We start from the raw sequence: 13,237 nt of genomic DNA, 5'->3' as shown, positions 1-13,237 counted from the left end.
TAGGAAAGACCATGACTAACACCGTGACTCACACTACGGATGGCGACATCGCCGAGGCGCTGTGCGACCAGGTCCGCGAGGCCCACGCCTCACGCACACCGTTGCGCATTGTCGGCGGCGACACCCGGGCCTTCTATGGCCGCCCGGTGGAAGGCCAAGCGCTCAACCTTGCCGGTCACAGCGGCATTGTCGACTATGACCCGGTCGAGCTGGTGGTCACCGTTCGCGCCGGTACCCGGTTAAGCGCACTAGACGCCGAATTGGCCAAGAACCATCAAATGCTCGCCTTTGAGCCGCCTGCCTTTGGCGAGGCCAGCACCATTGGCGGCGCTGTGGCTACCGGGCTTTCCGGCCCACGCCGGCCCTGGGCAGGCGCCGCTCGCGATTTCGTTCTCGGCACACGGGTCATTACCCAGGAAGGCAAACTGCTGCGCTTTGGCGGCGAGGTAATGAAGAACGTCGCCGGTTACGATTTCTCCCGCCTCATGGCAGGCGCACAAGGCACGCTGGGCGTGCTGGCCGATATCTCCTTCAAGGTACTGCCGTTGCCCAGCGCCAGCCACAGCTTGCGCCTGTCAATGGGTATCGACGATGCGCTGAAGAAGCTCGCCGAGCTTGGCCGTCAGCCGCTGCCGATCACGGCCGCTGCCTGGCATCAGGACGAGCTTTTTATCCGCCTGGAAGGTGGTCATAGCTCGGTGAAAGCCACGCGTGAACGCCTGGGCGGTGACGACCTTGATGCCAGCTTCTGGCAGCAGTTGCGCGACCATCAGCACGCGTTTTTCACCCCAAATGAAGGCCAGGTACTGTGGCGGCTGTCGCTGCCACCCAACACACCGCCTCTGGCGTTGGGTACCGACGACGCTGATATGTTCTACGATTGGGGCGGTAGCCAGCGCTGGGTGAAGACATCGCTGGATGCCGATACGCTTCGCGATGCCTGCCATACCGCCGGTGGCCACGCCACCTGCTATACCCCCTATGCGCAAGGTGGCACGCAAAGCCCCTTTACGCCGCTGCCCAGCGTGGTGGAAAAATACCACCGCAACTTGAAAGCGGAACTAGACGCCCACGGCATTTTTAACCCGGGACGTCTCTATGCGGCGTTTTAATCAGGAGAGCTGACATGCAAACGCAGTTTACCGATGCCGACCTTGAAAAGCCGCACATCCAGGAAGCCGACCGCGTGCTGCGCACCTGTGTGCACTGCGGCTTCTGTAACGCCACCTGCCCAACCTATCAGTTGCTGGGCGATGAGCGCGACGGTCCTCGTGGTCGCATCTACTTGATGAAGGAGCTACTTGAGAGTCGTGATGACGACGATCAGGTCACCGAAGAAACCCGCCTGCACCTGGACCGCTGCCTCACCTGCCTTAACTGCGAGACCACCTGCCCGTCAGGCGTGGAGTATCACAAGCTGCTCAATATTGGCCGGGCCGAAATTGAGCGTCGCGTACCGCGACCGGCTGCCGAGCGGGCGCAGCGTTATGCACTACGCAAAATGCTGGTCGAGCCGCAGCGTTTCAAGGCACTGCTGGCGCTGGGCCAAACTTTCAAACCCCTGGTACCCGGCAAGCTACGCAGCAAAATGCCGGGCGCGCCAGTCGACGCGGGTCAGCGGCCGAGTACCCAGCACAGTCGTCAGGTATTGATGCTGGAAGGCTGCGTCCAGCCAGGTCTATCGCCCAACACCAATGCCGCCACCGCAAGGATCCTCGACCGTTTGGGCATCAGCGTGACGCCGGTATCCGAGGTGGGCTGCTGCGGCGCGATCGACTTCCACCTCAATGCCCAGCAAGCTGGCCTCGCCCGTGTGCGGGCCAATATTGACGCCTGGTGGCCACACGTTGAGCAAGGTGCCGAAGCCATCGTGCAAACCGCAAGCGGCTGCGGCGCCTTCGTCAAAGAGTATGGCGAAATGCTCAAAGACGACCCGGACTATGCCGACAAGGCCGAGAAAATCAGCGCCCTGGCAAAGGACATCGTCGAAGTGCTGCGTGACGAACCGCTTGAGTCACTGGATGTGCAAGCCAGCCAGCGGCTGGCGTTTCACTGCCCCTGCACGCTGCAGCACGCTCAGAAGCTCAACGGCGCGGTTGAAGGTGTGCTGACCAAGCTTGGCTTTGCACTGACTCCGGTGCAGGATGCTCACCTATGCTGCGGCTCGGCGGGCACTTATTCGATCACCCAGCCTGAACTGGCGACCCAGCTACGCGACAATAAACTCAACGCTCTGGAAGCGGGCAATCCGGAAATGATTGTCACCGCCAACATTGGCTGCCAAACCCACCTGGCCGGTGCCAACCGCACGCCGGTACGCCATTGGGTGGAAATCGTCGACGCTGCGTTACACTGATTCCACACATCACATTACCCCGTGCCAAGCGAATGGCACGGGCATGTTTAACGGCAAACCAACCAAAGGACCACCTGATGCAAACTAAAGCTGTCTTATCCCAAGCAGACGTTACCCACGTACTTGATGCCGCCCAAAAAGAAGCCGATAGCAATGGCTGGGCGGTGACCATCGCCGTCGCTGATGATGGTGGTCATCTGCTTGCCCTACGCCGCCTGGACGGCGCGGCGCCCTTCAGCGCCGATGTGGCCACCCAGAAAGCACGCAGCGCGGCGGTAGGTCGCAAAGAAACCCAGGTCTTTGAAGAGATGATCAACGGCGGCCGTACCGCCTTTGTATCCGCACCACTTCAAGGGCTGCTCTCCGGCGGCGTGCCGATTATCGTCGACGGCCAGGTGGTCGGCTCGGTAGGTATTTCCGGCGTCAAACCGGACCAGGACGTTCAGGTCGCCAAAGTGGGCGTGGGTGCGATTGCCTGAGTTAGCGGCTGTATAAAGCACATACGAAAAACCCCGGATCGATGATCCGGGGCTTTTTTAAATTCGTTCGGTATAAAACCGATAATTCTGGCTGCTGGAGATAAAAGCTGCGTAATGGCGGACCGGACGAGACTCGAACTCGCGACCTCCGGCGTGACAGGCCGGCATTCTAACCAACTGAACTACCGGTCCGCATACGACAAAACATGGAAAACAAACGAAAAAGTGACGATGGCGGACCGGACGAGACTCGAACTCGCGACCTCCGGCGTGACAGGCCGGCATTCTAACCAACTGAACTACCGGTCCGCTGTATCGCACTGCTAACGCTAGGTGCTTTCCTTACTGCAACGTTTCCAGGCCATCAAGAGATGGTGGGTGGTACTGGGTTCGAACCAGTGACCCCCAGCTTGTAAGGCTGGTGCTCTCCCAACTGAGCTAACCACCCGCTGGTCACGTGGCGCTGCATTCTACAGTAGATGCGAAGGAAGTCAACAGACTATGTCGAAATACTGCGTCCAGATACGGTCCTTACAACGACAGTTTCCAACGCAATTTTCCAGACGCCTCACTGCGGCGATTGAGCGCGCACGAAGGATGCCCCATGAGCCGCTGCCTCGTCAATCAAAATCGTCTGATCAAGCCCCGATGCCCGGCGGGGTTTGAAGTCGTGATCGCCATCGGTCAACCAGGTCACGCGGGCATTATCCGGTAGCGCATACCCCGCGACTTCATCACGATTCCCCAGCGGATCGCGCTCGCCCTGAAGTATGAGCGCCGGCACCGGCACCTTCGACCAGTGCGCCAGGCGCAGTCTGTCGGGCGCTTTGGGGGGATGAAAGGGATAACCGGCAATCACCAGCCCGGGGCAAGGCTGCTCGCTTGCCAGCATACTCGCCACACGGCCCCCCATGGATTTACCCCCCAGCCATAGCGGCTTGATCGTTAGCGGCGACAGGCAGGCATACCAACGCGCCAGTTCAGCAACGCTCCGTTCGATGGCGGGCGGTGGGCGGCGTTTGCCCGTCGCCTGCATTTGCTGCATGTAGCCCAGATCAAAGGTAATCACCTGCAGCCCCCTTCGCGCGAGTGCACTGGCAAACTGCTGCATGAAGGCCGAACGCTGCCCGGCACCCGCTCCATGAGCGAGCAGTAGGCAGCCGAGGTCTGCCTGGCCATAAAGCCTGAGCGGCCCCAGGCCCTCCCGCCAAAAACAGCCTTCGGCCTGCTCGGCGACCGCTTCAGCCAGCAACTGCTGGCTGACGACTTTTTCCTCTGGCCATTGCGCGTCCAACTCACCCCTCCTGTGTCGCTTGTCGGTAACGGGCTTTTCCTTGACGTGGCTCAACGTTGCCTCGTGCGGCACTCGCTACCATGAATCAATACTCAGTCTGGAGCCCTGCCTCATGCCTGCCCCTATTCATTCAGCGCCTGGTAATCCACTCGCGTCGCCGGTGTGGGCCCCTGACCGCCTCCATCGCTATGCGAAAAGCGGACCGCGCTATACATCCTACCCGACCGCGCTATCCTTTGACGCGACGTTCACTGCCGACGAGTTTAGCGCGGCACTGCAACGCAGTAACGAAGCTCAACGGCCACTATCACTGTATGTGCACGTCCCCTTCTGCCGCAAAGTCTGCTTTTACTGTGCGTGCAACAAGATCGCGACCAAAAACACCGCGCTCGCCGCGCCCTACCTCGCAAGGCTCGACACGGAAATGGCGCTGACAGCGCAGCATCTGGATACCCGACGCCCGGTTGAACAGCTCCACTGGGGCGGTGGCACACCGACGTTTCTGACTCTCGATCAAATGAGCGAACTGGTGGATAAGCTGGATGCGCACTTCGGGCTTTCAGACGCCCCTGAGCGCGACTATGCCATCGAAATCGACCCTCGCGAAGCCGATGTGCTGACGCTGCGTCATCTACAGTCACTGGGTTTCAATCGCTTGAGCCTGGGCGTACAAGACCTCGATCCACGGGTTCAAAAGGCGATCAATCGCCCCCAGCCGCGGGCGCTAACCGAAACGTTGATGGAAGAAGCCCATCGACTGGGCTTCCGTTCGTTAAACCTCGACTTGATTTACGGCCTGCCCAGACAAACCCCAGACAGCTTTGCACAAACCCTTCGCCAGGTGATCGAGCTGAACCCCGCACGCCTGTCGGTCTTCAATTACGCCCATTTGCCCCAGCGATTCCCTCCACAGCGACGGATCCTTGATGCCGAGCTACCCAGTCACAACGAAAAGCTGGCGATGCTGCGCATCACGATTGAATTGCTCACAACCGCCGGCTACGTGCATATCGGCATGGACCATTTTGCCCGCCCTGATGACAGCCTGGCCATCGCCCAGCGTCACGGTACGCTACAACGCAACTTTCAAGGTTATTCCAGCCACGCCCAATGCGACCTTATCGGCCTTGGGGTCTCCGCCATTTCACGCCTGAATGACAGCTACGCACAAAACAAAAGCACGCTTGAGCACTACGAGGCGGCGATTGACCAAGGGCAACTGGCCACACAACGCGGCATACGGCTATGTCGAGACGACCTGCTTCGCCGTGAAGCCATCGAGCGTTTAATGTGCGATATGCGGCTCGACTTGTCAGCGCTCAGTGAGCGCTGGCAGGTCGATGCGCGAGATTATTTTCAATCGGCCTTGAACGCCCTGGAGCAGGCGCAACACGACGGCTTGATCGATATCCGCGGCAGTTTACTGGAGGTGACGCCTGTCGGACGCCTGTTAATACGCCACCTGGCCATGGCCTTTGATGCACGCTTGCTTTCTCAAACCGACAACCACTACTCGAATATTGTTTAGCAGTTGTTATTCATGGGCACACGCTTCCATAATGAACATACGAATTCTCTTTTGGAGACTCTTATGCTGGAAGCCCCGCAACGGCGGCGCGCCGTCCTGCACGAAGCACGCTGCCAGACCTGCAGCTTGAGTTCGCTGTGCCTGCCGCTGGCACTGGAGCTTGAGGATATCGATCAATTTGACGCGATCATTCGGCGACGCGCCCCCCTCAAGAAAGGAGAGCATCTGTTTCATCAGGGGGATGCCTTCAACAGTGTCTATGCGGTGCGCTCTGGTAGCCTCAAGCAGGTCACCAGCGAAGGTGGCGGGCATGACCAACTGACCAACTTTTACCTGCCCAGTGAATTGGTGGGGCTTGATGCTATCGATGAGCCGCACTACCCCGGCAGCGTAATCGCCCTGGAAACCACCACTGTGTGTGAGATTCCCTTTGACCGCCTTGACCAACTGTCTGAGAAACTGCCCGAGTTACGCGGCCAGATATATCGCAGCATGAGCAAAGAACTGCGCAATGACCGGCGAATGATGCGTCTGCTATCGGGCAAGACCGCTGATCAGCGATTGGCAACCTTCCTGGTCACGCTTTCCGATCGCTTCCGTCGCCGGGGTTACTCGCCCTATAGCTTCCGTCTTTCCATGCCCAGGGCTGATATCGGCAACTACCTGGGCCTTGCCGTTGAGACCGTCAGCCGGATTGTCAGTCGCTTCCAGTCACAGGACGTGGTCGCCATTTCCGGTCGTGAGGTAAACATTCTCGACATGGCGAAGCTTCAACGGCTCGCCGAAGAAGAGCCTGCTTAACCGACGTTGAGCGCCTGAATACGCCCCGCCCTCAATTCCGCCTGCTTGGCCTCCAGCCCGGCAAAGTCGAACAGGTCGCGGTCGGCCAGCTGTGAAGGCGCGACGTTGGTGACGGCCTTGAACATGCTTTCCAGGCGGCCAGGGTGTTTCTTGTTCCATTCGGCCAACATTTCCTTGACCACCTGGCGCTGCATATTGGGCTGGGAGCCGCACAAGTTGCAGGGGATAATGGGAAACGCCATCAAACGCGCGTACTCGGCAATATCCGCTTCTTTGCAGTAGGCCAGCGGCCGGATGACGATATTCTTGCCATCGTCGGAGAGCAGCTTGGGCGGCATTGATTTCAAACTGCCACCGAAAAACATGTTCAAAAACAGCGTTTCCAGGATATCTTCCCGGTGATGCCCCAGGGCAATCTTGGTCGCACCGATTTCCTCGGCAAAGCCATACAGCGACCCGCGCCGCAAGCGCGAACACAGCGCGCAGGTGGTTTTGCCTTCGGGGGTTTTCTCCTTCACCACCGAATAGGTATCACGTTCCAGAATGTGGTAGTCCACACCGCGTTGCTCGAGATAGGTCGGCAGCACATGCTCGGGAAACCCCGGCTGTTTCTGGTCCATGTTGACGGCTATCAGCGAGAAGTTGACCGGTGCGTTGCGCTGCAGGCTGAGCAGCATTTCCAGCATGGTATAGCTATCCTTGCCACCGCTCAGGCACACCATGACGCGGTCACCTTCGTCGATCATGCGATAGTCGATAATCGCATTGCCCGCTTCACGGCGGAGCCGCTTTTGCAGCTTATTGAACTCGCGTTTTTGTCTGACATCTTGGGACTCCGAAGTGTCAGCCGCTTCGGATAAGCTGGATGTCGCGTCGGCAGTCGCCAACGCTGGGTCAAAATGAACAGGATCATGTTGCATGGTAATAGCACTGCCGATGGTAAGAGAAGCAGCAGTTATTCTAGCAACTCACAGCGCAATGACCCAATCGCAGGCCGCTATGAAACAGTATCTACCTCGTTACGCTGCAGACGAAGGTACAAGAGCGCGCTGGCTGTGGCGTCTTCCAGTGCCCGCTGAGGCGTCTTACTGGGCACTTGCCAGCAGTCAAGCGCACGCGCCAGCTCGGCCGCGTGTTCCGCCTGGGGATGTAGACGACGCAGATGGCGCTGATGCAGCTTGGTAACATCCACCCGGGCATTGGGCAGGCCAAACCCCAAATGATGGCGAAGCGCCTGCTCAAGCGGGGCGAGACGCTGGTCGAGTTGCCAGCCAATGATTGGCCGATTACCGATAAACTCAACCAGCGAGCGCAGGCTTTCAATGTTCAACGGTTTGGTCGCCTCGACGCTATACAGCAGTTGATGGCGCCGCTCGGCGGCATCACTTCCGCACGCGTCTTCAATGAGCGCTGCCACCCAGGCACGACTGGTCAGCACCTGATGCTGGCGCAGTGTGACCGCTGCTACGCTCATGACGCCATGGTGAGCAAAGCATGCCAATGCCACCAGCTCATTGCCCAGGTAGGGCTGGAAGAGCCATGCGTAGGGAGAAGCTGCATAACGGCGGCGCTCGCTTCCTCTGCGCAGCATGCCGCCAAGCCAAGCGAAAGGGGCGTCCAGATAGTGTCGACTGATCACGAATACTCCAAATGGTAACGATGCGAGAGACGCTGCTTGAAATCCTTGACGATATGCAGCGCTTCGCGCAGTAAATCGCGCTCCAACGACGATAATTCCTGCACCACGACGCGGTTGGATCGCTCCTGTTGGTCACCGGAGCCGTCGTTGGTAATGTCGTCCAGTTGCTGTTTGAGCCGCAACTCGCTAAACAGCGCCAGGGCTTCGCCAAGGTCATCGGCAAAACGACGGTTGAGTCGCCCGTCCTCTGCCAGTGCATCCAGACGCTCAAATGTCGAGGTGGCATGAATACGCCGTTCAAGCGCCAGTGTACGAACACCATGGACAATGGGAAAAATGCCGCCTTTCTTGATATCGATACCGTGCTGGGGCTTCTTTAGCGAACCGAACAGCGTCAGCGGCGTGGAAAAGCGCAGCGCGGTGCGGGCGAAGTAAGACAGCAGCAACTCATCCCGCGAGCAGCGCTCGAACAGCTCTTCGCGCACGCTTTCCAGCAGGCTCGGATTGCCCGCCACGCCGTGGGAATCAAGCATGATGGCAAGTTTCATCAGACTGTCGCCGTCCCGCGCGCTGGCCCAGCGCGCAATGCGCCCTTTCCATTCACTCACCGTGGCGACCCAGTCCGGGTTCGACACCATGATATTGCCCGGGCACGGCGGATACCCCAGCTCGATCAGGGTCGAGGTAAGCCGTTGCATGTCGTCGTGCACCGCGGTCCAGTCTGCATCATCGGCCAGAATCAGCCCATTATCCTGATCGGTCTTGAGAATTTGTTCGCCGCGCCCCTCACTGCCCATGACCATCATGCAGCTGTCTTGGTGGTGCGCCGCATCAATCGTGAACTCCCAGGCCTTGCTCATGATGCGACCGTTCAGTGCCGCCAGCAGATCCATCGCAAAACGCAGCTTCACACCCTGGGCCATCAGCGCGCTGACCAATTCGGGCGTGCGGTGGCTGGCAGTTGCCAACTCGGTCAAGTCATGGGCCTGTTCAACCTGGAGACTGACCACATAACTGCGACTGGAGAAATAACTCAGCACATCGGTCAACTCGACGACGCCGACGACCTGTTTATCGTCCACCACCACGACACGCGTTACCTTGTGACGCGTCATGCTGACCAGCGCTTCAAACAAGTATTGATCGGACTTCACCGTCACCAGGGTATATTGGGCGATATCGGCAAGCGCCGTGGTCACCGGGCGCTGCGACAGCACAATGGCATTGAGCAGGTCGGTCTTGGTCACCATACCCGTCTGGCTGGAGGCATCGACCAGCAAACTGTCGGCATGGCTGTCGCTGAGCGTGCGCACGGCCTTGTCGATATCCGCGTTGGCAGGCAGAAGAAGCGGTGCGCGCATGCATTCGCTGACGCGGGCCAGCATGAAGCCCGCCATCGTCACGCCGCCTTCGGCGCGCTTTTCGGTCAACAGGCGAGCTTTATGGGCCAGTGACTGGCGGAAGAACTGGCTAAACTCGGGGTACTTCTGACACAGCGTCTTGAATAACGCTTTGGGCATCAGGTAACAAAGGCATTCCTGCTCCGCTTGAAAGCGGTAGCGGCTTTTACCGTTCAATATACTGATTGCGCCAAATAAGTCGCCTGCCGTGTAGTGCCCGATACGTGACATGGATGACGGCAAGGTAGGGTCCAGTTCAGCGACCTCACCCCTGTGGATCAAATAGACGTACTCGCCAGCCTGGCCTGTCTCGACAATAATATCGTGGCGTTCAAAATAGGCGAGGTCCATGCCACGACGCACGTGATCCTTGCCCTCGTCATCCAGCAGTGAAAACGGGGGCTGGGAAAGGTCTACATCTACCATGGGCATGACCTCATTAGAATAATGCGGAGTCAGATAACCTGACGGTCTCAACTACATCTCACAACCACTCTTCTCAACCAGTCTCTCAACTACTACTTTGGGTTATTGCGCTAATGTCTAATGCGCCTTATTTACGTTGTCGGCATGTCACTGACAAAACAAATCGTCCCTTTTAGACTTATTAAAAAAGCGGGCTTTCCATCTTCTGAACATAGCAAACATCGCCCTATACTCCCCACCTAGACCATCGTCCCATGCAGCTAATAAAACTTTGCACGATAGCGTCAAAAACCCACAAAAAGGCTCATTTTCAACTGATTGGATACCTTTTGTTCACCACCAAAGTTTATTGATACCAAAGTCTGGGATTTAATTTTTGCATTTATTGCCCAGTATTGTCAGTGAGTCATGCAGGGTAATCGCACGTCGTTGCACCACTCAAAGTCCTTCTTAGCCAAGTGACGTGTTAACGAACAGCTGATTCATGACATCACAAAAAGCGAGTGGATCTAAAACGTGCGATTGACCTGGTGGGTCAACCGCTATTCCGAGTGAACTTTCCAACCTAAAAAACACTAGTGGAGAGCAACACAATGGCAGACGACAAATCCAATGCTGCTGAATACTGGAAAGCCAACGTCCGTACCATTATTGGATGCTTGGCTGTCTGGGCATTCGTCTCATACGGCTGCGCTATTCTCTTTCGCCCGCTACTGGCCTCAATCCCTGTCGGTGGGACCGACCTGGGCTTCTGGTTTGCTCAGCAAGGGTCAATTCTCACCTTCATCGCCTTGATCTTTTTCTATGCCTGGAAAATGAACAAGCTCGACGAAAAATTTGGCCTAGGGGAGTAAGCCGGTATGAGCCAATTTGCAATCAACCTGCTCTTCGTAGGTGCCTCCTTTGCCTTGTATATAGGCATTGCGATCTGGGCACGTGCGGGATCGACAAAAGACTTCTATGTCGCTGGCGGCGGCGTCCACCCGATCACCAACGGGATGGCAACCGCCGCGGACTGGATGTCAGCGGCATCTTTCATTTCAATGGCGGGTCTTCTGGCCTCTGGTGGCTACGCCAACTCTACCTTCCTGATGGGCTGGACTGGCGGCTACGTCATTCTCGCCATGCTGCTTGCGCCCTACCTGCGTAAGTTCGGCAAGTTTACCGTTCCCGACTTTATCGGTGACCGCTTCTACAGCAACACGGCCCGTCTGGTAGCGGTTATCTGTTTGATCGTGGCTTCGGTGACTTACGTTATCGGTCAGATGACCGGTGCGGGTGTGGCGTTCTCTCGCTTCCTCGAAGTGCCCAACACCGCCGGCATCTGGATTGCGGCAGCGATCGTATTCCTGTACGCCGTTTTCGGTGGCATGAAGGGCATCACCTATACCCAGGTCGCGCAGTATGTCGTCCTGATCATTGCCTATACCATCCCGGCGGTATTCATTGCCATGCAGCTGACAGGCAACCCCATCCCGATGTTTGGCATGTTCAGCACGCATACTGAATCGGGTCTTCCGCTGCTGGAGAAACTCGATGACGTAGTGAACGCACTGGGTTTCCGGGACTACACGGCTGACGTCGACAACAAGCTCAACATGGTGCTGTTTACCCTGTCGCTGATGGTCGGTACCGCGGGCCTGCCCCACGTCATCATTCGCTTCTTCACCGTACCGAAGGTCGCTGACGCACGCTGGTCAGCCGGCTGGGCGTTGGTGTTCATCGCGCTACTTTACCTCACCGCACCGGCGGTTGGTTCCATGGCGCGCTTAAACCTCGCCACGACGATCTACCCGGAAATGGCAGGGCAAGTAGAAGACTATGACGCCGCTGCGGAACAGGCACTTGTCTACGAGGATCGCCCTGGCTGGATCCGCACCTGGGAAGAAACCGGCCTCATCAACTTTGACGACAAGAACAATGATGGTCGCATTCAGGTCTACAACGACAGCAATGAAGAATATGCCGAAATTGCTGAGTCACGTGGCTGGGAAGGGAGCGAGCTGACCGTCAATAACGATATTCTTGTACTCGCCAACCCCGAAATTGCCAACCTGCCCGGCTGGGTCATTGGCTTGATTGCAGCAGGCGGTATCGCCGCGGCGCTGTCGACGGCAGCCGGTCTTCTGCTTGCGATCTCGTCGGCCATCAGCCACGATTTGATCAAGACCATGATCAATCCCAAAATCACCGAGAAAGGTGAAATGTTGGCCGCCCGTATTTCCATGGCGGGTGCCATCCTGGTAGCAACGTACCTTGGCCTTAACCCACCCGGGTTTGCCGCGCAAACAGTGGCTCTGGCCTTCGGTATCGCGGGTGCCTCGCTGTTCCCCGCGTTGATGATGGGTATCTTCTCCAAGAAGATGAACAACTCAGGCGCCGTTGCCGGTATGCTGGCTGGTCTGGGCTGCACCCTGCTGTACATCTTCACCTACCTGGGCTGGCTGTTCATCCCCGACACCAACATGCTGGCCAACACCCAGGAAAACTGGCTGTTCGGCATTTCGCCGCTGTCCTTCGGTGCGGTCGGCGCAATGATCAACTTCGCCGTGGCCTTCCTGGTCTGCAAGGTGACCAACGAGCCTCCGCAGGAGATTCAGGACCTGGTCGAAAGCGTTCGCTACCCGAAAGGCGCTGGCGTTGCCGTTGACCATTAAGTCATAATCATCCCTTACCTGCCGACCCAAGGGTCGCAGGCTGTGGAATCGACCCGCCATCGGGCTTCCTCCGGGAGGCCCGATGGCTTTTTAGAAGGACGTATTATGATTTGGCATCTGATTGCCGCCATATTTGCAGGCTTGGCAGCGGCAGGGGTTGGCTTATTACTGCGCACGCTCAGCGGTAAGCGATTACCCAAATGGATTGTGCCCGTTTGCGGGGGGCTGGGTATGATCAGCTACCAGATCCATATGGAATATTCGTGGTTTGAGCATAAGCAGCAGCAGCTTCCCGACACCGCTGAGGTGATTTCCAGCGATACAAGTCAACAGGTCTGGCGGCCGTGGACGTTCATCTTTCCAGTGACGACCAAATTCAGCGTCGTCGACAGCGAGAACATTCAACTGGGTACCAGCGACGATGCGCGAGTGGCACAATTTATTCTTTATCAGTTCGAACGCCACTACACCGATGTGATTACCCACCATCCGTATGTACTCAATTGCGATAGCCGTGAACTGATTCCTCTCGAACCGGAAACCCGGGAGCCGCAAATCGATCGGATGCGTACGCTGCGCGATACTTCCCCGCTACTGAACAATGTATGCGATAACGCATAGTCATCCCTATCCCACGCCTGACGACAAATCTTATTT

Annotated in this window: 12 protein-coding genes and 3 tRNA genes; 8 read left to right on the top strand and 7 right to left on the bottom strand. The window is 57.5% G+C overall.

Annotated features, from left to right (window positions below):
- Positions 1–11 precede the first annotated feature (11 nt).
- From glcE to R3F64_RS07395, 3 genes are all read left to right on the top strand, one after another.
- Positions 12–1,112, top strand: a complete 1,101-nt coding sequence (gene glcE / locus R3F64_RS07405; RefSeq protein WP_332610683.1) for a glycolate oxidase subunit GlcE — start codon at positions 12–14, stop codon at positions 1,110–1,112.
- A gap of 14 nt (positions 1,113–1,126) precedes the next feature.
- Complete coding sequence (gene glcF, locus R3F64_RS07400) at positions 1,127–2,356, top strand: glycolate oxidase subunit GlcF (protein WP_085917108.1); 1,230 nt, start codon at positions 1,127–1,129, stop codon at positions 2,354–2,356.
- A 77-nt stretch (positions 2,357–2,433) separates the two neighbouring features.
- The gene (locus R3F64_RS07395) at positions 2,434–2,835 is read left to right on the top strand and encodes a heme-binding protein (RefSeq protein ID WP_332610681.1); all 402 of its coding nucleotides are present in this window, start codon (positions 2,434–2,436) and stop codon (positions 2,833–2,835) included.
- 115 nt (positions 2,836–2,950) lie between these two features.
- Here the strand turns inward: R3F64_RS07395 and R3F64_RS07390 are convergent.
- From R3F64_RS07390 to R3F64_RS07375, 4 genes are all read right to left on the bottom strand, one after another.
- Positions 2,951–3,027, bottom strand: a tRNA-Asp gene (locus tag R3F64_RS07390).
- A gap of 40 nt (positions 3,028–3,067) precedes the next feature.
- A tRNA-Asp gene (locus R3F64_RS07385) sits at positions 3,068–3,144 on the bottom strand.
- Positions 3,145–3,207: 63 nt separating this feature from the next.
- A tRNA-Val gene (locus R3F64_RS07380) sits at positions 3,208–3,283 on the bottom strand.
- A 120-nt stretch (positions 3,284–3,403) separates the two neighbouring features.
- The gene (locus R3F64_RS07375; RefSeq protein WP_309780549.1) at positions 3,404–4,183 is read right to left on the bottom strand and encodes an alpha/beta fold hydrolase; all 780 of its coding nucleotides are present in this window, start codon (positions 4,181–4,183) and stop codon (positions 3,404–3,406) included.
- 58 nt (positions 4,184–4,241) lie between these two features.
- Between R3F64_RS07375 and hemN the strand changes: the two genes are divergently transcribed.
- Together hemN and fnr are read left to right on the top strand one after the other, a co-directional pair.
- Positions 4,242–5,657: an oxygen-independent coproporphyrinogen III oxidase gene (hemN, locus tag R3F64_RS07370; protein ID WP_332610677.1), complete on the top strand. Its 1,416-nt coding sequence runs from the start codon at positions 4,242–4,244 to the stop codon at positions 5,655–5,657.
- A 63-nt stretch (positions 5,658–5,720) separates the two neighbouring features.
- Complete coding sequence (gene fnr, locus R3F64_RS07365) at positions 5,721–6,458, top strand: fumarate/nitrate reduction transcriptional regulator Fnr (RefSeq protein WP_199283961.1); 738 nt, start codon at positions 5,721–5,723, stop codon at positions 6,456–6,458.
- Here fnr and ttcA read toward each other — a convergent pair.
- The 3 genes from ttcA to R3F64_RS07350 all read right to left on the bottom strand — a co-directional run bounded on the left by ttcA (position 6,455) and on the right by R3F64_RS07350 (position 9,923).
- Positions 6,455–7,378 carry a tRNA 2-thiocytidine(32) synthetase TtcA gene (ttcA, locus tag R3F64_RS07360; protein ID WP_085917103.1) on the bottom strand — a complete coding sequence of 308 codons (924 nt, stop codon included), beginning with the start codon at positions 7,376–7,378 and terminating at the stop codon, positions 6,455–6,457. The two genes, fnr and ttcA, sit on opposite strands and share 4 nt — an antisense overlap.
- Before the next feature lie 77 nt (positions 7,379–7,455).
- Positions 7,456–8,097 (bottom strand): DNA polymerase III subunit epsilon, encoded by a 642-nt coding sequence (locus tag R3F64_RS07355; protein WP_233337279.1) that lies wholly within the window; start codon positions 8,095–8,097, stop codon positions 7,456–7,458.
- Positions 8,094–9,923 (bottom strand): putative nucleotidyltransferase substrate binding domain-containing protein, encoded by a 1,830-nt coding sequence (locus tag R3F64_RS07350; RefSeq protein WP_332610675.1) that lies wholly within the window; start codon positions 9,921–9,923, stop codon positions 8,094–8,096. The genes R3F64_RS07355 and R3F64_RS07350 overlap by 4 nt, the downstream gene beginning before the upstream one ends.
- 593 nt (positions 9,924–10,516) lie before the next feature.
- On the opposite strand from R3F64_RS07350, the gene R3F64_RS07345 reads away from it, so the two are divergent.
- The 3 genes from R3F64_RS07345 to R3F64_RS07335 all read left to right on the top strand — a co-directional run bounded on the left by R3F64_RS07345 (position 10,517) and on the right by R3F64_RS07335 (position 13,201).
- Positions 10,517–10,777 (top strand): DUF4212 domain-containing protein, encoded by a 261-nt coding sequence (locus tag R3F64_RS07345; protein WP_066318397.1) that lies wholly within the window; start codon positions 10,517–10,519, stop codon positions 10,775–10,777.
- Between the two features lie 6 nt (positions 10,778–10,783).
- Positions 10,784–12,580 carry a sodium:solute symporter family protein gene (locus tag R3F64_RS07340; protein ID WP_085917101.1) on the top strand — a complete coding sequence of 599 codons (1,797 nt, stop codon included), beginning with the start codon at positions 10,784–10,786 and terminating at the stop codon, positions 12,578–12,580.
- Positions 12,581–12,685: 105 nt separating this feature from the next.
- Positions 12,686–13,201: a hypothetical protein gene (locus R3F64_RS07335; protein WP_085917100.1), complete on the top strand. Its 516-nt coding sequence runs from the start codon at positions 12,686–12,688 to the stop codon at positions 13,199–13,201.
- Positions 13,202–13,237 lie beyond the last annotated feature (36 nt).

It is taken from the genome of Halomonas sp. 5021 (genome assembly GCF_036663435.1).
GTDB classification, from domain to species: Bacteria; Pseudomonadota; Gammaproteobacteria; order Pseudomonadales; family Halomonadaceae; genus Vreelandella; species Vreelandella janggokensis.
Note: the sequence above shows the minus strand (reverse complement) of the source record. Positions and strands in the feature narration are given on the sequence as shown.